This is a genomic window from Arthrobacter sp. 05N425, from assembly GCF_056397125.1.
Genome location: NZ_JBFTMU010000004.1, coordinates 296,783 through 318,786 on the forward strand (window position 1 = coordinate 296,783; position 22,004 = coordinate 318,786).

The 22,004-nt window shown below is 65.6% G+C and carries 14 protein-coding genes; 7 read left to right on the plus strand and 7 right to left on the minus strand.

The genetic code is table 11. From position 1 onward, the window contains the following. Window positions 1-19: 19 nt before the first annotated feature. Both AC1DGE_RS09065 and AC1DGE_RS09070 read left to right on the plus strand, forming a co-directional pair. The gene (locus tag AC1DGE_RS09065; protein ID WP_441419139.1) at window positions 20-1,087 is read left to right on the plus strand and encodes a ParA family protein; all 1,068 of its coding nucleotides are present in this window, start codon (window positions 20-22) and stop codon (window positions 1,085-1,087) included. 67 nt (window positions 1,088-1,154) lie between these two features. Next, window positions 1,155-2,489, plus strand: a complete 1,335-nt coding sequence (locus AC1DGE_RS09070; protein WP_476893474.1) for a ParB/RepB/Spo0J family partition protein — start codon at window positions 1,155-1,157, stop codon at window positions 2,487-2,489. A gap of 5,496 nt (window positions 2,490-7,985) precedes the next feature. On the opposite strand, the gene trxA is transcribed toward AC1DGE_RS09070, so the two are convergent. The 5 genes from trxA to AC1DGE_RS09095 form a co-directional block, all read right to left on the minus strand. Further along, window positions 7,986-8,312 carry a thioredoxin gene (gene trxA, locus AC1DGE_RS09075; RefSeq protein WP_441419141.1) on the minus strand — a complete coding sequence of 109 codons (327 nt, stop codon included), beginning with the start codon at window positions 8,310-8,312 and terminating at the stop codon, window positions 7,986-7,988. A gap of 37 nt (window positions 8,313-8,349) precedes the next feature. Then, window positions 8,350-9,306, minus strand: coding sequence for a thioredoxin-disulfide reductase (gene trxB, locus AC1DGE_RS09080; protein ID WP_476893475.1), 957 nt, complete (start codon window positions 9,304-9,306; stop codon window positions 8,350-8,352). Between the two features lie 189 nt (window positions 9,307-9,495). Continuing rightward, a complete protein-coding gene (locus AC1DGE_RS09085) occupies window positions 9,496-11,061 on the minus strand; it encodes an ABC transporter substrate-binding protein (RefSeq protein ID WP_476917306.1) in 1,566 nt (521 codons plus the stop codon). 171 nt (window positions 11,062-11,232) lie between these two features. Next, on the minus strand, window positions 11,233-13,326 hold the full coding sequence (gene murJ / locus AC1DGE_RS09090) for a murein biosynthesis integral membrane protein MurJ (protein ID WP_441419181.1): 2,094 nt from the start codon (window positions 13,324-13,326) through the stop codon (window positions 11,233-11,235). Between the two features lie 117 nt (window positions 13,327-13,443). After that, window positions 13,444-13,992 carry an NUDIX hydrolase gene (locus AC1DGE_RS09095; protein ID WP_441419144.1) on the minus strand — a complete coding sequence of 183 codons (549 nt, stop codon included), beginning with the start codon at window positions 13,990-13,992 and terminating at the stop codon, window positions 13,444-13,446. A 170-nt stretch (window positions 13,993-14,162) separates the two neighbouring features. Here AC1DGE_RS09095 and AC1DGE_RS09100 point away from each other — a divergent pair, with 170 nt between their 5' ends. From AC1DGE_RS09100 to AC1DGE_RS09120, 5 genes are all read left to right on the plus strand, one after another. After that, window positions 14,163-15,635, plus strand: a complete 1,473-nt coding sequence (locus AC1DGE_RS09100; RefSeq protein ID WP_441419145.1) for a CCA tRNA nucleotidyltransferase — start codon at window positions 14,163-14,165, stop codon at window positions 15,633-15,635. Next, the gene (locus AC1DGE_RS09105; protein WP_441419146.1) at window positions 15,636-16,220 is read left to right on the plus strand and encodes a histidine phosphatase family protein; all 585 of its coding nucleotides are present in this window, start codon (window positions 15,636-15,638) and stop codon (window positions 16,218-16,220) included. Between the two features lie 665 nt (window positions 16,221-16,885). Beyond that, window positions 16,886-17,026: a hypothetical protein gene (locus AC1DGE_RS09110; protein ID WP_441419147.1), complete on the plus strand. Its 141-nt coding sequence runs from the start codon at window positions 16,886-16,888 to the stop codon at window positions 17,024-17,026. Window positions 17,027-17,175: 149 nt separating this feature from the next. Continuing rightward, on the plus strand, window positions 17,176-18,657 hold the full coding sequence (locus AC1DGE_RS09115) for a glycosyltransferase family 87 protein (RefSeq protein WP_476909576.1): 1,482 nt from the start codon (window positions 17,176-17,178) through the stop codon (window positions 18,655-18,657). After that, window positions 18,650-20,122, plus strand: a complete 1,473-nt coding sequence (locus AC1DGE_RS09120; RefSeq protein ID WP_476909575.1) for a phytoene desaturase family protein — start codon at window positions 18,650-18,652, stop codon at window positions 20,120-20,122. Before AC1DGE_RS09115 ends, AC1DGE_RS09120 begins: the two co-directional genes overlap by 8 nt. On the opposite strand, the gene AC1DGE_RS09125 is transcribed toward AC1DGE_RS09120, so the two are convergent. After that, on the minus strand, window positions 20,119-20,817 hold the full coding sequence (locus AC1DGE_RS09125; protein ID WP_476909574.1) for an ABC transporter ATP-binding protein: 699 nt from the start codon (window positions 20,815-20,817) through the stop codon (window positions 20,119-20,121). The genes AC1DGE_RS09120 and AC1DGE_RS09125 overlap by 4 nt on opposite strands. A 59-nt stretch (window positions 20,818-20,876) precedes the next feature. Then, window positions 20,877-21,974, minus strand: a complete 1,098-nt coding sequence (locus AC1DGE_RS09130) for an ABC transporter permease (protein ID WP_476917307.1) — start codon at window positions 21,972-21,974, stop codon at window positions 20,877-20,879. Between the last annotated feature and the right edge of the window lie 30 nt (window positions 21,975-22,004).

Consider the following 22,004-nt stretch of genomic DNA (forward strand, 5'->3'; position numbering starts at 1 on the left):
ATGAGAGCGAGAGTGTCAAGTGAGCAGTAGCGAAGCCTCCACACAACGGATCCCCCCGTTTGTGTCCCTGGGGTCAGCACGGGCCTTTTCCGCGCCCGCGGTCGCTCACAATATCTCGTCCAAACAAGCTAAATCGGTTGCGGACGTCACTGTCGCCGCCGGCGTTTCACGTGAAACCTCCGTCGCTTCCGTCGGCAACGTCTTGGACTCGATCGACGATTCCAGCCCGATTGCCCGCGAGCTTGCGCATGAGAACAAGCGTCGGGAACGACTGCTGGGCCGTGAACTGCCGAAGCCGGAGAAGACCCGCATCTTCACCGTGTCCAATCAGAAGGGCGGGGTGGGTAAGACAACCACCACGGTCAACATCGCCGCTGCCTTGGCTGCCGCTGGCCTGAATGTGCTGGTGATCGACATCGATCCGCAGGGTAACGCCTCTACCGCCTTGGGTATAGAACACCACGCCGACGTCGACAGCATCTATGACGTCCTCATCAACGATGTGCCGCTGCAGGACGTCGTGGCACCGTGCCCGGACATCGACAAACTAATTTGCGCGCCGGCCACCATCCACCTTGCCGGCGCTGAGATCGAGCTCGTCAGCTTGGTCGCCCGTGAGCAGCGACTCCGGCGGGCCATCGATGTCTACGCCAAGGAACGCGCCAAGAACGGCGAGGAACGCCTCGATTACATCTTTATTGATTGCCCGCCGAGCCTGGGACTTCTGACAGTCAACGCCTTCTGCGCGGCCGGTGAGGTCCTCATCCCGATCCAGTGCGAGTACTACGCCCTTGAGGGACTGAGCCAGCTGCTCAAGAACATTGAAATGATCCAGAAGCACCTCAATGCCGATCTGGTGGTCTCCACCATCCTGCTGACGATGTACGACGGGCGTACCAATCTCGCGGCCCAAGTGGCAGCGGAAGTCCGTGAACACTTCCCGGAGCAGGTGCTCGGAGCTGTGGTTCCTCGGTCGGTGCGAATTTCCGAGGCGCCGAGCTATCAGCAGACCGTGATGACTTATGATCCTTCCTCCAGCGGCGCTCTTTCCTATTTGGAAGCCGCAGCGGAAATTGCTGAACGTTAGAATCTTCTCAACATTGCACTAGCCAGAGCCGGGTTGAGCCGGGCTCTTCCACTGGAGGGATTTATCCATGAGCGATAAGCGACGCGGCCTTGGCCGTGGACTTGGCGCACTGATTCCAAGTTCCGCCTCGGCTAACGCCTCCGGAAGCGGTTCTGCCCCGTCCCGGCCGGTGGATCTGTTTTTTCCTGAGGCCAGGAAGCGGACCCCCGACACAATGCTGACGGAAGAGACCCCGGAAGCGACGGAAGCCGCTGCAGACAAGACGACGGCGTCTTCTTCTGCGACCGCTGCCGCGGCTACGGCTGCCCCGGACGAAACTGCCGGCACGGACGAAACCGCTGCGCCGGCTGGAAAGCCTGAGCCGGTTCGCTCCGGGACGAAGACTGCGACGAAGCCTGCGACAAAGGCTGCGACAAAGAACCAGCCTGGCCCGGCCCAGACCGGCGGCGCGGCTGCGAAGAAGGCCGCAGCGCCCAAGGACTCCGCAGCCCGGAACGACTCCCGGACTGCGGGTAAGACCGACTCCCGGCCGATGCCCGCGGCGGACGCGGTTGCCGATGACAACGGCGTTGATCTGATTGAAGTTCCTGGCGTCCGTTTCGCGGAAATCCCTGTTTCGGACATCCACCCCAACCGCAAACAGCCGCGCTCCGTCTTCGATGAGGACGATATGGCGGAGCTGGTGCACTCGGTTCGTGAAATCGGCGTGCTCCAGCCAATTGTGGTGCGTACATCAACCGAAGAAGGTGGCGAACCCTACGAGCTCGTCATGGGTGAGCGCCGCTGGCGTGCCGTACAGGCCGCCGGACTCGACACCATCCCGGCGATTGTCCGCGACACCACTGATGATGACCTGCTTCGTGACGCCCTGCTCGAGAACCTCCACCGAAGCCAGCTGAATCCCCTGGAAGAGGCTGCGGCGTACCAGCAGCTGCTGGAGGACTTTGGAACCACCCATGAGCAGCTTGCTGATCGGATCGGCCGCTCCCGGCCCCAGGTCTCGAACACCCTCCGCCTGCTGAAACTCCCGCCGCTTGTTCAGCGTCGTGTAGGCGCCGGCGTGATTTCGGCCGGCCACGCTCGTGCCCTCCTTGCTCTTCCTGACGCCGCTGCGATGGAGCGGCTTGCCCAGAAGATCGTGGCAGAGGGTATGTCGGTCCGCGCCACGGAAGAGGCTGTGACGCTGTACCAGAGCCCCGCTGCGCCGACGAAGAACAACATCCCCCGTCCGGGGGCACGCCACGAACGACTCGATTACCTGGCGTCGTCGTTGTCCGACCGCCTGGACACTAATGTGAAGATTTCCCTGGGGGCCCGTAAGGGCCGCGTCAGCATCGAATTCGCCAGCGTTGAGGATCTGAACCGGATCATGGACGTTCTCACCCCTGGTGCACCGAGCTAACTCTCAGCGCATTTGCTCAAGATGGGGCCTGTTTCACGTGAAACAGGCCCTTTTTTGTGTGTTTGCCGGCATACAGTTTCCCGAATTGCCATTCTGGGCAACCGCTCGGTTTGTGCGCACTTGGACGTTCCAGGTGTGGATCATCCACCCACAGATACCTGCCAACGCTGGCGGGCCGGCCCGGTGACCCCTCTCGGCCCTCCCGTGGGCACGCAGGGCCCGTCGGTTCCGTTCGTGGCGCTCCGCGTGTGCTCGGCGGCAGCTGGGACGTCTCCATTGCCCTACAGGGCGCGCGCCGGGACGGCCTGTGCTCTGGGATGGTCTCAAGTACGGGCCAAGGTGCTGCAGAACGCAGGAACGCACTGCAGAGCGGAGCAACGTACGTAAGGCCCGTGCGGGGCGGGAGTGATGGTCCCTTTAGCGCCTTCGGTCGTTCATCGGGCCCGGTTGTCGAGCCCGCCGGCCAGGCGGCTGTGAACTTGCATGAACAACAACGCGCCGCAATGACCTCAGCTGCCAGGTGGAGGGGTTACATATTTGCGCGGGCCCACACAGTATGTTTCACGTGAAACACGTGGGACGAGAGGGGCAATGTAGCCGCGACGCGCGCAGTCCCGCAGTGTGGGACCAACGGGGCAAGGCGGACCACCAAAAGTACCGGGTTGGCGGCACCTTCGGCATTATGTCGCGACGTTAGCAAGTCCTGTGTGGGCGGGTGGCAATAGTTGGATACGCCCAAGTCGCACCAACGGCCCCGGTGTGGTCGGTACGAGCCGATCACGAGGCCGGATCGGCGTCCTGCCGTCCTTACGAGCTTGCTTTGGCCTCCCGATGGATGCCATGATGGGGGCTCAACCGCAGCGGCTTGCCTGTTTGATTGTCTTGCTGTTGTTCCCCTAGCAGCCCAACTTGGGCATCTCCGTTGCGTTGCTCGGTCCACGTTGGGCGGCTGGCGCAGCCTCCTAACCGCAGTAGTAGTGAGCCGCGGTCGCTCTCGCCGGCAGTCACAGCTCACGGTAGGAGCGCCGCGGAGGGGATCGGACGTTGGCCGCCGTCGCTCCATTATCTTCGGGTGTTTCACGTGAAACATTCCGAGGGTGCGGACTCCCAATAACGAGGGCTGGATCAGGTTCGCCGACGACATTGTGTCGGTTGATGGAATCACGCCAACGGAAACTATCCCCGCAAGTCTGAGTGGCACCACGTTGAGGGCGGTTTGGACTTAGCGCGGCCCGAGCTCAGCCGAGAAAGGGCCCCGATGCCGCATTGGGGCCGGGTACGGTGCTCAATCGCGTCTGCACTCCCCCTCCCGTACCGGAACCTGGGTATGCGTTAGTGTTCGTCGAATGTCGGTGAGCATGGCTCAATCCGTCGAGGTGGCGCCCAAGCGCCTGGGCTACGACCTCTTGGCTGGCCGCATTAGACATGCGCCAACCCACGGACCCGGCCTTGGGAGATGCATTTGCGCCGGCCCAAGGACCCGGTGGTAGGAGGTGCGTGCGTGGCGCCGAACGAACCCCGCCGCAGGAAAAGCTTTTCGGCGGTATGGGGTCGCGCGTGTCGTGAGACCTCACCGGCCCTACCGCGTGCTCTTCCTGGCCATGACGAAGCTCCCCACTCCGCCGGTAGACGGCAGGTGGCTGCTGACTTCGCTGGATCGTCCAGTACGGCAGGCGGAGATGCCCGGATTCAGGCAGCAGCTGAGCCTCCCAGGCGCAGTGGCGACCCGTGGTGACGGCACAGACTGGATGTGTGGGACGATGCTGCGCGGTGTGCGGGGCAGTAGCTATTGACTCCCCCGTCCTCCCCCTCGCACCGTAGACTGTCCCGTCGACCAGCCGCGACGCCGGGTCGAGCGTCAATGTGGCATCCGGCCGGAGCGGGAGCAATGCATCTCTTAGACACCCTCTTGGCACGGCCGGGCATATTCCTGGATCGGGTATATCCGCTGTGAGTCGGTCGGCTTTCCTCGATGCGGGCTGCGAAGCCATCGTAGGTCCACTCTCCCCAATGCCGTTGCCGGCAGGGCTAGTGCTCTACTTGATAGCTCTCCGGTCGGAGATTCCACTGCTGGCGGTGCACCGGCACTCGTCGCAGGCTGTAACTGGAGCGGTGGATATCGCTGTGGATAACTTTGTGGATTAGTTCCCGGCGTCAGTGGACAGTGGGACCTGGAGGCAGGTCTGCGTCTTGGCCACATAACGCGCCGGTCGATGGCCCGCCGTGTTTGGCCATATTGTTTCACGTGAAACACAGCGCTCCACATGCGGTCGCCACGGATGAAGACCGAAAATGCTTATAAAATCCACATAGTCTGGTTAAATTTACGGCCGTCCAGCGCAATGCTGAGTGGTGAAGCAGGCCGTCCGATGTCTCCGGATCTGGCGTGCTGAAAGCAGGGTGCCTGTCGACGCCTACATTTGAGCCTTGACAGCCCAGAGGCTGGTGCCAAAGGCCCTGTGGATAGCGCTGTGCGTAATGTCTCAGTGCTCTGTGGATAACTGTGTGCATAACTTCTGTGGGGAAGAAGCTGTGAACTCGCTCGTTCCCTCTCACTCAACACCCGGTCAGTACTACAGCGATCGGGATCTCAAGATCATGGGCAGGCCCAGCCAGGTAGGACAGCGTCCGCAGCTGCTGTCCCAATTCGATCGTAGGGACGCTCTCGGTCCCGTAGGGGCTATGACAGATCGTGGGACCCCGCCCGGCAGGAACGGTCGCTTCGCCATGGGTCCTACTGCACACGGACACTCCAGACCTCGAGCACGGTTCCTGCGCTCGTACCTCTCTGGGCTGGCCATTTGGCGGAGGGGTTGCTACGGCTTCCGCCCAAGGATGACGTCCTCCCCAGTGTCTGGCGTCGTGTACTTGCTTCCCGAGGAGCATGTGAGTCCCGTGCCGGCCGCGTACGCGAGGGCGCACTGGGCGATGCCTGCGCTGTTGCTTCGCCGTACAGAAGTCCTCCGGGAGCAATTCAATGCACGTCGTCGGGCTGGCGTCCGGGCCCGTGCCGGAGGGCCGCAGTCGCCCAGCTGACGAGAGCGATCCGGGCCTGCACTTGTCCTGGTGAGCTTTCGGGCCTGGCTCCCGGTAGTGGCCATAGTCTTCTTCGTTGAGTCCAGATTCTGGCTGCGAGATTTGGTATAGATCGTCGGACTATAACGGCCGGTCGATTGGTTTGAGTCAGACCGCGGATCCCTCACGGTGCTTGCGAACGCAGGTAGCCAAGCGCCGAAGATGCCTTCCGCAGCCACCACGGCCCGCTCTCCGGAGTGTCGCCGGAAATCATTGCGCGCCCCGCCTTCCGATCATGTCCGTCCTGTCAGCGGGCCCTCCCCAGAGTTTCCTGCCCGAGTGGCAGGCCAGCGCGTCATATCCCCATCGATAGCCTTGCGGTGAACATAGCGCCTGCCAGGGTGCGGATGGTGCTGCGCAGGAATGGGACCGAGCGGACCGTAGTCCCCTGGCGCCGAGGGCAGGTGTCTTCCCAGCAAGATATTCATCCGCCTATCCAAGGAGCCTAGGAGGTGTCGAACGTAGGGCGGTCGCTTGAGCGCTACCACCCCGAAGCTGACCGGTAGCCGGAAGGTCTCTTCGGCGATTCATCCTAGAGGCTGTGCGTCGTGGAATGCGTTTGCTGGCCGACCCATGGCGGCTGCTCGTTGCTGCCCTGGCGGAGACCCAATGGGCGGAAGAGAACTGCCAAGGGGTTCCTAGGCGGTGGTAGTGGGGGTGGGCGAGCGGGCGTTTCACGTGAAACATCGTCGGATGGGCCTAGGGTTGCGAAGCGGTGGGATGCCTGTGATCGGCGCTGAGGTACATCCGCAACGCGGAGGGAAGGAAGCTCAGTGGGCAATTTGCTGCGTAGACGGGTCACTACGCTGGGTGTTGCTTGTTTCGCTTTCGCTGGCGGTTGGCCGCATCGCGTGGGATGGGACCGCGATCCGGCGGCCGGCTAGGAGCTGCATTGCGGGTGAGCGCACGGTGCCACTACGCGCCCGAGAACCCATAGCTAGGTATCGATAGTGAACTACCGTTACAGCTCCAATAGAAGAGCGGAAGGATGTAAGTTTGTTCTTCTTCTGGTCTCCTGGGGTAGCGGAAATAGATTGTTCGACGTGTCCGGAGGATCATGTTTCACGTGAAACATGATCCGGCGGCGTGGAACGTGCATTGATGCGGTACATGGGGCCCGTCACGAGGTTTTCGGCCCTGTGCCATCGGCTAGCAACACCTTCATCAGGGAGACAGATCGCCGTTTCCGCGCTACGACCGGCGGAAGGGCTGCGTGCGGTGACAGTTTGTTGAGATGCGGGAGCGCCAATTTTGGACAGCATCTCTGTCCTTCTCCAACGTCCTGGCGTCCGGTGCAATAGAGACCCTGCAGCACAGGGATTCGCGGGTGGCGCGACGAAGAGGCGCAAAACGTGACACATCTTGGAACCAGCAGCTGAGCGTCGGTTTCACGTGAAACATACCCATGTTCGGCGGCGGTGGCATTTCGTGTAGAGTACGGGGCTGCGTAATCTTGGCTCCGATCAAAATGAAGTTGGAAGGGTCGGTCAGTGGGCCAATCCCGACCCGGATTGGTTTCTTTTGCACCACACCCGCCCCACCGGCACGTGAAGGTCGTGTTTCACGTGAAACATTGCCCACGGCGCACGAATTCGTACCGCGCAATGCGGGAAGCGCTCCATTCACACGAGTCACCAAGCACACTGCTGATCTAGCCGGAGGATGCCGCAGCTTGACGTCGCGCAGCTCGGGGTCGGAGGCGCCGACACAACATTGGGATTCCGAGCCCGCGCGGTCGGCCAGCCACTGCCGGCCCCCCGGATGAACCATTCGAACAGCAATATCGCGCCTACCCCTGGTTGGGCCGGCACGTGCACAGATTCGCGTGCTGTTTAGGCTAAAACCACCGCATCAATCAACGGGATAATGTTGCTTTCCAGCAGTAGGCGCAAAGATCGGCACGGAGGTGGCGTGGGACAGGCCCGGGGCGGTCCGGAGGTATACGGGCGAACTCCTCAAGAGGGGCAGCTCCGGCGGCGGCAGGCAAACCCTGCCCAACTCCGGCATGCACCCGGCGGTCTAGTCCGCCCGGCGGCCTAGTCCGCCTGGCCGCCTAGTCAGCCCGACGGACTAGGCCTGATGCAGACTCGGCCCGGCCATCCAACGGCCGACCTGGTCCTCTGTCCGCCCAATCCCCGCCCGCCCGGGCATCTACCTGCCGCCAAGACTCCGTGGCATAAGCCCAGGATCTTGATCGCCGCACGCACCCAAGTAATTGCTCCCTCCGGCACTCAGCCGCAGAGTGGGTTACCCCGTCAGACGCGGCGTCCCGAGCTTCGGCCCTTCAATCCGGCTGGCCGGCACAGGACAGTGCGGAGCCCCGCAGTGCCGGGAACCAAAAAACGCTGGCCCCTACTCAGTGAGTGGAGGCCAGCGTTACGGCCGGCCCCATAATCGGGCCGGCCGGAAGTTCGTTACAGGCTAGGACAGCACGTCTGCGAATTCCTTTTCAAAGAACTGCTTCGGCCTGGCGCCGATGACTGTGCTCTTCACTTCCCCACCCTGGAACAGGTACACGGCCGGGATGGAGGTGATGCCGTACTCAGCAGCGATGGCCGGGTTGTCATCGACGTTCACCTTGACGACGTTGACCTTCTCGCTGTACTCGACCGAGATCTCGTCGAGGATCGGCCCAAGCTTGCGGCAGGGACCGCACCATTCGGCCCAGAAGTCCACGATGACGGGCTTGTCGGCTCCCAGCACGTCGGTGCTGAAGCTAGCGTCTGTTACATCTTTAGCGTTGCTCATAACCTTGTCTTTCTCTTAGATGCTTGCCGTTCGCCGATCAGGCGGGGAGGTCTGCGAGGTAGTGTTCGACGTCGAGCGCGGCGACACAGCCCGAACCCGAAGCGGTGATGGCCTGGCGGTAGGTCGGGTCGATGACGTCACCGGCAGCGAAGACCCCCTTGACGCTCGTCTTGGAAGTACGGCCCTGGACGGCAATGGTGCCTTCGGGTGAAAGATCCAGTTTGCCTTTGACGAGGTCAGTGCGGGGATCATTCCCGATCGCAACGAAGACTCCAGTCACGGCGAGCTCGGTTTCGGTGCCGTCAATGAGGTTCTTCAACCGCAGGCCGGTGACCTTGTCGCCTCCCAACACGTCTTCTACGCCGCTGTTCCAGATGAAGTTGATCTTCTCGTGGGCGAGGGCGCGGTCGGCCATGATCTTCGAAGCGCGGAGGGTGTCGCGGCGGTGAACCACAGTGACGGACTTCGCGAACTTTGTCAGGAACAGGGCCTCTTCCATTGCCGAGTCACCGCCGCCGATGACGGCAATGTCCTGATCCTTGAAGAAGAAACCGTCGCAGGTTGCGCACCAGCTCACGCCGTGGCCCGAGAGTCGTTTTTCGTTCGGAAGGCCAAGCTCGCGGTAGGCAGAGCCGGTCGACAGAATGATGGACCGCGCCTGGAAGGTCTCCCCCGTGCCGATGGTGACGGTTTTGATGTCGCCCTCGAGATCCAGTTCGGTGACGTCCTCAAACTGGATTTCCGTGCCAAAGCGCTCGGCCTGCTTTTCGAAGTTTTCCATGAGGTCCGGGCCCATGATGCCATCCGGGAAGCCGGGGTAGTTCTCGACGTCGGTGGTGTTCATCAGCTCTCCACCGGCGGTGACGGAACCTGCCAGGAGCAGCGGCTTCAGGTTGGCGCGCGCCGTGTAGACCGCGGCGGTGTAGCCTGCGGGCCCGGAGCCGACGATGATGACATCACGTACTTCGGACGCGGTGTTTTCTGCGTTGCTCACTAAACGGTGAACCTCTTCCTTTGTCGATGCGCCCGCCTGGGTGGCCGGCCACATGGCACAACTGATGTGGGCAGCTGAATATTCCACCCACACCGGGCGCGGCACAGCCGCGCCCACCACTCAGGGTACCGGTAGCCACGGGTTTGGACCGTTTGCTTTCCTGCGGTTACGGCCTGGAACGTGGGGCAGTTACTGGATCTTGATCTCGGCCAGGCGCAGGCCGTAGCCGTAGCGGGTCTTGGGTGCGGCCAGCTTGGGCAGGCTCTTGATGGCAACGATCACGTACTGTGCCTTGACCGGTTCCTGCAGCGGCATGGTGAGCTCCGGGGACGTGAAGCTGTTGCTGCCCACCTGCTTGGCGCCGTCGAGCGTGGGACGGTCGTTGGTAAAGATGCTGATGTTGCCGCCGGACGCGCCGAGCTGGCTCAAGGTCACCGAGGAGATCTGGGCCGGGCCCTTCAGCTTGACGACGAGCGGCACGCCGTCGGGAGCGAAGCCGCCCCAGCCGTCGGTGGCAAATTCCATGTCGGACCAGTAGCTGGCGGCGTTGCCGTCGTAGGTCTTGACCAGGTCGCCGTCGTAGGTAGCGGCGAAGTCGAAGTTGCCCTGCCGGGTGACTGACTCGATAGCGGGGGGAACCGCGGCCGGCGGCGCGCTCTGGGTAGCGGAGGGCGTGTCCGACTTCGTAGGCGCGCTGGTGGACGCCGTGGTCTTGGCGGCCTGGGGCGTGCTGCCCTTGAAGAGGCCGCCAAGGTTGGTGACGGCGAAGATCAAGCCAATGACCAGCACGGCGGCCAGCAGGGCGCCGACGAGCCAGCGCAGGGACCGCGGTTCGCGCCGGGGTGCGTCGTCGTCATCATCGTTGTCGTAGTCGTCGTAGCGGTCCTCGGAGGCACTCTTCTTCGCGAAAGCCGGGAAGCTTCCCGCCGCGCGACCTTCGCCGGCGCCCTTCGCACTGGCTGCCTGCATCGCCATCGTCCGCTGATCAGGCTGGGCGTCGTCGTAGTCGTCGTCCTCCCAGCGGGAGACCTTCGGCGCCTCGGGGGCGGCCTCGCTCGGGACGGGCTGTGCGGCCTGAACGGGCTGGGCGGCCGTTGGCTGCGCGGTAGCTTCCTGCGGCGCAGTCTTCGGGGAGCTCGAAGCGTTGGCCGCGGCAGCACCGGCGGCCGCGGCAGCACCGGCGGCGGCCCCGGCAGCTGCCGCTCCGGCACCACGGGCGCCGGCGGCCGGCGAGGCCGTCGGCGGAGCAGGAACGCGCTGCGCGGGCGCCGCCGACGTCGGGGGCAGCTGCCCGGCCTGGCGCTGCTGCTCTCCGTAGTTGATGTACCCGGCGTCGACTTCCTCGTCGTCGTAGAGTCCGTCGTAGGTCTCAGGTTCGTTGGAGCGTGGCTGGCCGAAGATTTCGCTGCCCAGCGTGTCGGTGAAGAAAGGCTCGACGTAGGGCGGGTTGGAACTCACCACGAGGTCCAGCAGGTCCGCGGCCGAAGTGTGGTTGGTGATCAGGTAGGTGGCAGCGTCGCTGACTCCAAGGTCAAGGATCTGGACGTGGCCGGGCCGCTCGCCGGTCGCCACTTCGCGGGCGCTCTGGGCGACCTGGTCGGCGTTGCCCGGGCCGGCTACGAGGATGCTCACCGGCCGATTCAGTACCTGATCCACTCCGTCCAGCACCAGATCCTGGTCATGCGAGGTCAGAACCATGGCAGTGACCTTGTAGCGGCCGCCAAGTACTGATCCGACATCGATCGGGTGGGACACGGGCTCCTCCTAGACTGTCCGGGAACTGCCGGCCTCGGCGACTTCGTCAGTCACCTAAGGCCCCCGGTAAAGCCGGTTGACCCTTGGTCTGCAACTCCCCTTGTTAGTCTTCGATCCTAGCCGATGCAGTGTCCGCGCCGCGTGATCCCGGCGCCGGGCGCATGAAAGGCGTCATTTCTTCCTTCGCCGGTCGAACGGGAAGTAAGGGTTGTGACCGGCCTGGCCCTGGTAGGTCCGGCGCCCCGGCAGCGGAATTTCGGCACGGCCCTGGCTGCCCTGGGCGGTGCCGGGGAGTTCCTCCTCGGGAAGGTAACCGCCGTCGGCCGCCCAGCCCCGGACATCCCCGCTACCCAGGTCGGGGCCGGCACGGAAGGAGGCGGCGTCGAATTCGCCCGAGATCCGGGGAATCAGGCCGGTATCCACCGATGTGGTGGCGCGTTCCGGCGCCGGGCGGGGCGGTGCCGGAACTTCGCGCGCGACGGCTTCACCGGCGCCCGCTTCGGCTCCAAGCTCCGGCGCGGTTTCCGGGCCGGGGGCGGCGGGAGTGCGCCGCAGGCGGCCCAGCAGCGGCTGCAGCAGGTCCTGCAGTTCCGTAACCCGGAGGACTTTCAGCAGGACAAAGTAGACGGCCAGCATGACGGGCCCGACGACGACGACCGTCACCAGGGCTGCGGGCCGGCTGCTCCAGGCGAAGCCGTCGGCCTGGTAGCTGCCCATCAGCCACAGGGCGCCAGCGCCGGCGATGGCCGAGCCGAGCGCGGCGTAGCCCATGCGGATATAGGAGCTGGCCACACGCGGACCGTCGAGGTGCCCGAGGAGCCGGCGCAGGAAGAAGGCGCTGACCATGACCGAGAGGATGTTGCCGCCGGTGTAGAGAACCGCGATCGCGAAGATGATCTGGTCAAAGGGCAGGAACTGGATGAAGAACGCCGACACCACGTTGACCAGGGCCAGCACCAGCTGGATGAAGAACGGGGTCCGCGCATCCTCGTTCGCGTAGAACACCCTGGACATCATGAAGTTCGCGCTCATGAACGGGGTGCTGAGCGCCAGGATGGTGAGCGTCTGGGCCAGCATGACGCCGTCCTGTTTGTGGCCGCCCGAGAAGAACATGCCCAGCGGTCCCGCGAGGGCGAAGAGCGCCAGTGCGCCGAAGACCGTGGCGACGGCCATGGTGCGCAGGCCATGGGACAAGGCCCGCCGGAGCTCGGCCCGGTTGCCGTCCTGGGAGGCGCGGGTCATGCGGTTGAACAGCACCGTGGCCAGCGAGAGCGCAATGATGGAGTGCGGGAGCAGGTAAAGCTGGCTGGCCACTTCGAGCACGGCGTTGCCGGGCAGGGTTGCCGCCGTGGCGTGGTCCCCCGCGCGTTCCAGCCGGAGCCGCTCGGCACCCGGGATCGTGGCGATGCGCATGACATAGAGGAACGCCAGCTGCCCCGCGGCCGCGGTGGCCAGCGTCCACACACTCAGTTTCGCTGCCTGGCCCAGGCCCACCCCGCGCCAGCCGAAACGCGGCCGCAGGCCCAGCCGCAGCCGGAAGACCGGGACCAGCAGGATAGCGGTCTGCGCCACCACGCCAATCGTGGAGAACCCCGCCACCAGGAAGGTCTGGAAAGAGCCCCAGTTGTCGAGCGTGTGCGGATTTATTTCGTTGGCGCCAAGGATTCCGATGAACATGCCCAGGCCGGCAATCGCGACAATATTGTTCAGGATCGGCGCCCACATGGCCGGACCGAAGGCGCCGTTGGCGTTGAGTACCTGGGTGAGCAGGGCGTACAGGCCGTAGAAGAAGATCTGCGGAAGGCACCAGAACGCAAAGGCCACAGCCAGCGACTTCTGCTGCGGCGAATAGCCCTGTGTGGTCAGTTCAATCACCCACGGCGCAAGGAGGGTCACCAGCAGCGTCAGGGAAAGCAGCACGACAACGGCCAGGGTCAGCAGGCGGCTGATGTAGTCCGCCCCGCGGTCCGGCGCCTTGCTGGCCTTGATGATCTGCGGCACCAGGACGGCATTGAACACCCCGCCGGCCACCAGCAGGAAGATCAGGTTTGGCAGGTTGTTGGCGTTGATGAAGGTGTCGGTGACCGTGGAGCCGAGGCCCAGGGCGGCTCCCAGCATCCAGGTCTTGCCGAAGCCCAGGAAACGCGAAACCAAGGTTCCGGCGGCCATGACGGCGCTGGACCGCGCCTCTCCGGCGTGGGCGGCCTGAGGGGCGGCAGGACCGGAGGTGACGGACTTTTCGGAATGGGGCTTGGCGGCAGACATTATCTTCATCGTCTCACCCGGGCGCGCCTTTGTGCGTAATCCGGCCTCCCGGGCGGCGCGGGTTGCCGGCCGTCCGGCCGCCGGTGGTCCGGCGCGGAGAGGCCGCAGCCGGAAGCCTTAGCGGTGTTCGGGCAGGACTTCCCGGGCGAGGTCCGCGATGCGGCGCTCATTCGGAAAGGAGAGCTTGCGGGCGAGCTCGTGGATGGGGACCCAAGCGACGTCCACGGCTTCCTGGTCCGGATCGTTCTCGATCGTCAGTTCCCCGCCGGTGGACTGCAGCAGATAGTGATGGACGGTCTTGTGGACGCGGTGCCCGCTGACGGTAAACCAGTAATCGATGCTGCCGAGCGGTGCGAGGATCTTGCCCTCGATCCCGGTTTCCTCCGCAATTTCACGAACCGCGGCTTCCTCGTTGCTTTCCTTGCCCTCCGGGTGGCCCTTCGGCAGGCACCATTCGAGGCGGCCGCCCCGGTTGAGGCGCGCGATGATGGCGACCCGCAACTCGGCGTCGGAGGTGTCCACCACGACGCCGCCGGCGGAGATTTCCTCGACGGTCGGCAGGGAAGCCTGTCCCGGGTGCTGCGCAGGCGCGACGTTGGCACCGATTGCCGATGGCAACGGTGCGTTTGTCCTCCTGCCGGGAGCGCTCGGTACGGGATGGGCCATGAAGTCCACTCTAACGACTCTTGCCCGGACTTGATGACCTAAACATGACAGGAAAGTGGCCGGGCGGAAAACTGGATTGACGCATCCGCCTCTTCGCACCGTGGCCACCGGCGGATCGGGGACCGCCATGGTGTGGTGCTGGCCGGGATTTCTGACAAGCTTAAGAGACTATGGCGCACGCACATCACCAGACTGACTCCCACACTGTCGATTTCCAGGTAGATCCGGTGGTCCTCGAGCTTGGGCAGCGCTTTGTCGACGCCGGTCACGAACTCTCCCTGGTGGGCGGACCCGTCCGCGATCTCTTCCTAGGCCGGGTCTCGCCGGACCTGGACTTCACCACGGACGCGACGCCGGACCAGACGGTTGCACTGATCAAGAAGTGGGCGGACAACTACTGGGAGATCGGGCGCGCCTTCGGGACGATCGGCATGCGCAAAGCCGGGTTCCAGATCGAGATCACCACCTACCGCGCGGAGGCCTACGATCCGGAATCGCGCAAGCCCGTGGTGGCGTTTGGATCCTCGCTCACCGATGACCTGCTGCGCCGCGACTTCACCATCAACGCCATGGCCCTGCGGCTGCCGACGCTGGAGCTGGTGGATCCCTTCGGCGGCGTCCGGGACCTGCACTCCTCCACGCTCGCGACTCCCGGCTCGCCGGAGGACTCCTTCTCCGATGACCCGCTGCGGATGATGCGCGCCGCCCGCTTCGCCGCCCAGCTGGGCGTGAGCGTGCACCCGGACGTGCGCCAGGCGATGACGAAAATGGCCGAGCGGATCAAGATCATCTCCGCCGAGCGCGTGCGGGACGAACTGGTCAAGCTCATCTGCGCCGCCCGGCCCCGGACCGGCGTGGACCTGCTGGTGGAGACGGGGCTGGCGGAGTTCGTGCTGCCCGAGGTCTCCGCACTGCGCCTCGAATCCGATGAGCACCACCGCCACAAGGACGTGTACCAACACTCCCTGCAGGTCCTGGAACAGGCCGCGGCGCTGGAATCGGAGGCTGACGGGCCGGTGCCCGGCCCTGACTTCGTGTTGCGGTTCGCTGCCCTCATGCACGACGTCGGGAAGCCCGCCACGCGCCGCTTCGAGCCCGGCGGCGCGGTGAGCTTCCGCCATCACGACATGGTGGGGTCCAAACTCACCTCGAAGCGGATGAAGGCGCTCCGCTTCGACAACGACACCATCAAGGCTGTGGCCAAGCTGGTGGAGTTGCACATGCGCTTCTACGGCTACGGCGATGCGGGCTGGAGCGACTCGGCGGTCCGCCGCTACGTCACCGACGCCGGCCCGCTGCTGGAGCGCCTGCACCGGCTGACCCGCTCGGACGTGACCACCCGCAACCAGCGCAAGGCCGAGAGGCTCGCCTTCGCCTACGACGACCTTGAGGCGCGCATCGCCGCCCTGCGCGAGCAGGAGTCCCTCGAGGCCGTGCGCCCCGACCTCGACGGCGGCCGGATCATGGCGCTGCTGGGGCTCAAACCGGGGCCCGTGGTGGGGCGGGCCTACAAGTTCCTGCTGGAGGAACGGATGGAACACGGACCGCTGGAGCCAGCCGTGGCCGAAGCCAAGCTGCACGAATGGTGGGCGGCGCAGCCGGAAGCTGCCGCCGTCGACGTTTCCCCAACAGAGGAGTCCTAAGTGATTGCACCTTCCAACGCCCCCCGCCCGCAGCTCTGGATCCTGCGCCACGGCGAAACGGAGTGGTCCAAGAGCGGGCAGTACACCGGCCTGACCGACCTTCCGCTCACGGTGGAAGGCGAGCAACAGGCCGTGGAGGCGCGGAAGGTGCTCGACGCCGTCGACTTCGACCTCGTCCTGACCTCGCCGCTCCGCCGGGCACGACGGACCGCGGAACTCGCGGGATTCCCGGATGCCCAGCAGGAGCCACTGGCCGTGGAGTGGGACTATGGCGAGTACGAGGGCATCAGTTCCGACCTGATCCGCAAGGACAATCCCGACTACCTGATCTGGACCCACGGGGTTCCCAACGGGGAGTCCCTCGACGACGTCGCCGCCCGCGCTGACAAGATCGTGGCCCGCGTGCTCGAGTCCGGCCTGGACAATGTGCTGATCGTGGCGCACGGACACTTCTCCCGGATCCTTACCGCCCGCTGGCTGGGACTCGACGCCCACGAGGGCCGGCACTTTGTGCTTGGAACCGCGAAAGTCTGCACGCTTGGCTGGGACAAAAAGACACCCGCCGTCGTCAGATGGGGACTATAAAACCCCGCTTGGAAAAGTTTTTGCAGAATCTTTATGAATTCGGTGGCCAACGGGCACATTCATGATGTATTTTTATTCCTGACCCCAGAGCGACTTGCCGGGGTCACGGCGCGCGTCGCCCGGCCAGTCAGCCGGAGCCACGGCAGAACAGAAAAGGAGGTTGGGAAAATGATTACTTTGACTAGCGGATGGATGTACACCTTCACCGCCACCCCGGCCTCTGTCGCTGCCGCGCGCCCGAAAGTCGGACTGCCCGCCTGCTGATTTCCGCGCTCCCGGCCTGAAGCCGGCGCAGAAGGATTGCCAGGTCCATCCCTCCGGGGTGGCCTGTACGGAACGGTCTGACCCAGCGGAACCACGCGGTTGCGCAACATCCCCATAGTTCGGAACCCAGCTTCTTGTTGGGGTTGCGGCGCCATGCGTCCAGGGGCCATTCTTCCGCTTTGCGGAATCCCTCAATTAATACCGGGCATTTCTTTGCCTAATTAGGGTCTTATTCTTCCATTTTCAGGGGCCTTAATTGTCATGCCCAATTACTTTCCATTTCCGAAAGCAACGAAAGGTCAACCGTGACTATCGCAACGAGCTCCACCGCCCGCGCCGCCACCCGTCGGGGCCCGCGGAACCAACGTCTCCACCATGACTTCCGAGGGGAGGTGACCACCATGATCCGAAAACTGCAGGACGTACTGATCTTCAACTCGCACCCGGTGCGCAAGGACAAGACGCAGTTCAACGCCCAGCTGCTTGAGCAGCGGCGCGAAGACATCTTCCTCGCCATGCACCAGATGGGACTGATCCGCTGATGACAAGCATCGGAACCGATCCGCAAGGAGCCCACGCGGCGACGCGTGGGCTCCCCCATTTAACCGCCGTTCTTGCCGCCGTGGCCATCCACGGACTTGCATCCGGGTCCTGCCGCCGCACAGTACGGCGGCCCCGGTAAGCTCGAGGCATGCAGGAGACAATGCCGCCGGAGAACCGCAAGCGGACCCGACTGGTAGTCCCAAGCCGCAGCGACCTGCTGCTGCGGAATTTCACCGAACTCATCGGTGGCCCGCTCGGCCGCCGCACGGCCCCCGGCGTCGTCTCCCCCGGGCTCTTCACCGTGGAACGGGTCCTCGTCCTGCTCACCGTCCTGGCCGCCCTGGTGGGGCTGCTGCTGAAGGGGTACTGCCGCAGCAAGGGCTGGGAATCCCCCGGCCAGTTCTACGCGACCTGCTACTCGGACTTCCCCGAGCTGTTCAAGAACCGCGGTCTGGGCGACGGGGCTTTCCCTTTTGTCACCGCAGGCAGCTTCTTCGAATATCCCGTGCTGATGGGCTTCATCGCCGGCGCCACTGCACTCCTGGTTCCCGGTGAGGGCGTCAGCAATTCCCGCGTCCTGGCCTACTTCGACGTCAACGCGACCCTGATCGCCGCCGTCTGGATCGTCACCGTGCTGGCCACCGCCCGCACCGCCCGACGCCGGTCCTGGGACGCCGCCATGGTGGCCCTGGCCCCGGGCATCGTCCTCGCCGGCTTCATCAACTGGGACATGTGGGCCGTCGCGCTGCTGGCGCTGGGCATGTACTTCTTCTCCAGGAACAAGCTGCTTCTTGCCGGCCTATTCATTGGCTTGGGCACCGCGACCAAGCTCTACCCGCTGCTGATCCTGGGCGCGGTCCTGCTGCTGGCGCTCCGCACCGGCAAGATTCGCGCCTTCCTGGTCACCGCCGGCGCCGCCGTCGCGACCTGGCTGGCCGTAAACATCCCGGCCGCCGCGGGCGACCCGGCCGGCTGGAAGTACTTTTACCAGTTCACCGAATCACGCCCGGCGGGCTACAGCTCACCCTGGTTCGCCTACAACCTGGTGGCCGGACGCCTGGGCTGGAAGCCGCTGGAAGCCGAGGTCATCAACGGCCTGGCCCTCAACCTCTTCCTATTCGCCTGCGTGCTGATCGCCGCCCTTGCCCTCGCGGCGCCGCGGAGGCCGAGGCTGGCCCAGCTGGTGTTCCTGATCGTGGCCGCCTTCATCCTCACCAACAAGGTGTATTCGCCGCAGTTCGTGATCTGGTTGATACCGCTGCTGGCGCTGGCACGGCCCAGATGGCGGGACTTTCTGATCTGGCAGTCCATTGAGGGCCTGCACTGGGCCGCCATCTGGATGTACCTCGGCCAGGTGACCAGCGGCGGCGCCACACAGCACAACATCGACATGCCGTACTACGTCCTTGCCGTCCTCGCCCACATGCTCGCCACCGGCTACCTCATGGCGCGTGTGGTGTGGGACATCCTCGACCCGAGCTACGACGTCGTCCGCCGCGGCGGCACCGATGACCCGCACGGCGGCCCCTTCGACGGCGCCGCCGACTGGCTGCGGCTGGACGTGCGGCGCCCCGCAGCGTCCGTGCTGCCGTGGCGGCGCGCCCATGCGGACGCTGAGTCCCGTGCCTGACGTCGCCGTCGTCGGTTCCGGTCCCAACGGGCTGGCCGCAGCAGTGACAATGGCCCGGGCGGGGCTCGCGGTGCACGTCTACGAGGCGGCTCCTTCCGTTGGCGGCGGCCTCCGGACCACGGAACTCATCGAGCCCGGACACTTCCACGACGTGTGCTCGGCGGTGCACCCGATGGCCCTGGCCTCGCCCTTCTTCCGCGAGTTCGAGTTGTCCGGGCGGATCCGGCTGGAGGTACCCGAACTCTCCCATGGTGCACCGCTTGACGGCGGCCGGGCGGCGCTGGGTTACCGCTCGCTGGAGCGGACGGTGGCGGCCCTGGGCCGCGACGGCGAAGCTTACCGGCGGCTCATGTCCCCGCTGGTGGACCGGCTCGAGGGCGTTGCCGATCTGACGCTGAACCAGCTGCTGCGGATACCGCGGCAGCCGGTGGCGGCCGCCATGTTCGGACTACGCACCCTCGAGCAGGGTACCCGCTGGTGGGGCGCGAGGTTCCGGGACGAGCTGGCTCCGGCCCTGCTCAGCGGGGTCGCCGCGCATGCCGTGGCCCCCCTGCCGACGCTTCCCGCGGCCGGCGCGGGCCTGCTGCTGGGTGCGCTGGGGCACGCTGGCGGCTGGCCGATCCCGGTGGGCGGATCCGCAGCCATCGCGCGGGCGATGGTGGCGGACATCGAGGCCCACGGCGGTGTGGTGCAGACCGGGGTGCGGATCGGCTCGTTGGCGGAATTGCCTCCGGTCCGGGCCACCCTGCTGGACGTGGCACCGCCCGGACTGCTTCGGATTGCCGGCGACCGCCTGCCGCCCGGCTATACCCGCGCCCTTGAGTCGTTCCGCTTCGGCAACGCCGCGTGCAAGGTCGATTTCATCCTCTCCGGTCCGGTTCCGTGGGCCGCTGCGGAACTCGCCGACGCCGGCACCGTCCACGTGGGCGGCACCCGGGCCGAAACCGCCGAGGCGGAACACCTTGTGGCCGCCGGCCGGCACCCGGAACGGCCGTATGTCCTGGTCTCGCAGCCCTCCCGCTTCGATGCCGGCCGCGCCCCCGCCGGCCGGCACATCCTCTGGAGCTACTGCCACGTTCCGGCCGGGTCCACGGTGGACATGGGCGAGGCCGTCACCGCGCAGCTGGAACGCTTCGCCCCCGGCTTCCGGGAGCTGGTGGTGGCCTGCCGCGTGACGACGGCGGCGGGACTCGCCGAGTACAACGAGAACTATGTCGGCGGCGATTTCAGTGCCGGGGCGATGGACCTGCGGGGCATGTTCCGCCGGCCGGTGCTCAGCCCGGTGCCGTGGCGGACCCCGGTTCCGGGCTTGTACCTCTGTTCCTCGTCGACGCCGCCCGGACCGGGAGTGACCGGCATGCCCGGCCTCCACGCCGCCAGGCACGCCTTGAAAGACATCTTCGGGATGCCGGTCCCTGGGCTGGGCCGCCAAGAGGCCAGTCAGGGCCCGGCCGACCCCGCCTAGGGTGCCGGCGCGAGCATTCCGGCGGCCGAAAGGCGGCCGTCACGCATCGTCGCCACGGCATCGGTGTAGGAAAGCATCCCGGTGTCGTGCGTGACCATCAGGGTCGCCACGCCGAACTCATCCGTGACCTGGCGGAGCAGCCGGACGATCTCCGCGCTCCGCTCGTGGTCGAGCGCCGCCGTCGGCTCGTCGACCAGCATCACCGCGGGGTCGGCCATCAGGGCACGGGCAATGTTCACGCGCTGGCGTTGGCCGCCGGAGAGCTGGTGCGGGCGTTTGTCGAGCACGGATCCGAGGCCCACCCGTCCCAGCAGTTCCGCGGCCCTGATCCTCGCAGCGCGCAGCGGCTCGGCCCGCAGGTGGGCGGCGATCACGAGCTGTTCGGCCGCGGTAAGGGACGGCAGGAGGTTCGGCTGCTGGAAGATGATGCCGATGCTGTCCCGTCGCAGTGCGGTCCGCCCCGCATCCGGAACGGCGCCGGCGTCGCGGTCCGCCACGATGACTGACCCGGCCGTGGGCCGGACCAGGGTGGCGGCCACGGCCAGCAGCGACGATTTTCCCGAACCCGAGGGCCCCACCAGCGAGACGAATTCGCCACGGTGCACCTCCAGGCTGACGTCGTCGAGGGCCCGCAGGACCCCCTCGCCATCTGGGTATTCCAGCGTGACGTTGCTGAGCTTCAGTGCGGTTTCCATACATATGCCTTTCAAGGAATGTTCGTGTGCTCGGGGAAGGGCGGTGTGCGCCGGGGTTTTCAGTTGCCGCCGAGCGCCAGCAGCGGGTCGATGCGGGTGATGCCCCGCACCGCCAGCGCGGCGCCCGCGAGGCCCAGGACGACGATCCCGGCGATCGGCAGCAAGGTGGTTTGCGGTGTGGTGAGGAACGGGGCGGCCCGCGCGGCGAGCAGGCCGCCGAGTGCACCCGCCGTGCCTCCGGCGGCTGCCCCGGCCACGAGGACGACCGCGGCCTGCACCATGGCGTCCTTCAGCACATAGTTCGAGGAACCGCCCAGGGCCTTGAGCACAGCGATGTCCCGCGTGCGTTGCACAGTCCACACGGTCAGGAAGGCCACGATCACCAGCGCGGAGATGCCGTAGAGGAATGCCTGCATGAGCATGAGCGAACCGTTCTCGCTGCGGTAGGCGCCAAGCGCCTGGAAGGAGCCCTCCCGGGTGGCGCTGACTGTTCCGGCGGCCTGGTTGGCTGCGGCGACATCGACGTCGGCGCCGTCGTCGAAGCTGACCGCGATCACGGTGCCGAGGGCTTCCTTCCCGGCAAGGTGGGCCAGCTTCCGCCAGTCCGCCAGCGTGGTCCAGACGACGCCGGTGTGCGAGTACCACTGCTCCGACACCACGGCCGATACCCACAGTTCGGTGCCGCCCACCGCGACCCGGCTGCCGACGGTGAGGCCGAGCTCCTTGGCCAGAGCGGCCCCGACGGCCACGGTGCCCTCGGCCGCCGGGGCCGGGGAGAGGCTGCTGCCGGCGCCGGTGCCGAAGACGGCCACATTCGCCGTCCCGGCCGGGACTCCCCCGGCACCGAGGACCTGCAGCCGGCCCTGGCTGATGCCCAGGGGCTCGGCCTTGCTGACGCCGTCGCGGTCGGACCAGCCGGCAACTTGGGCGCCGGTGACCTCGGATTCGGTGAAGGAGGCCTCGGGGCTGCTGCCGGCGGGTGCGCCGAAGACAAGCTGGTCCGCGGGCAGCCCCGCGATGGCGGAGGTCGACTGGTTGCCGAGCCCGGCGGTCAGTCCGGAGAGCATCACCAGCAGCAGGGTGATGAGGGCGACGACGCCGCCCATCAGGGCGAAGCGGCCCTTGGCGAAGCGGATGTCGCGGATGGCGAGAAACATGGGTGTCCTTTTTCTGGTGGTTGTTGGCCT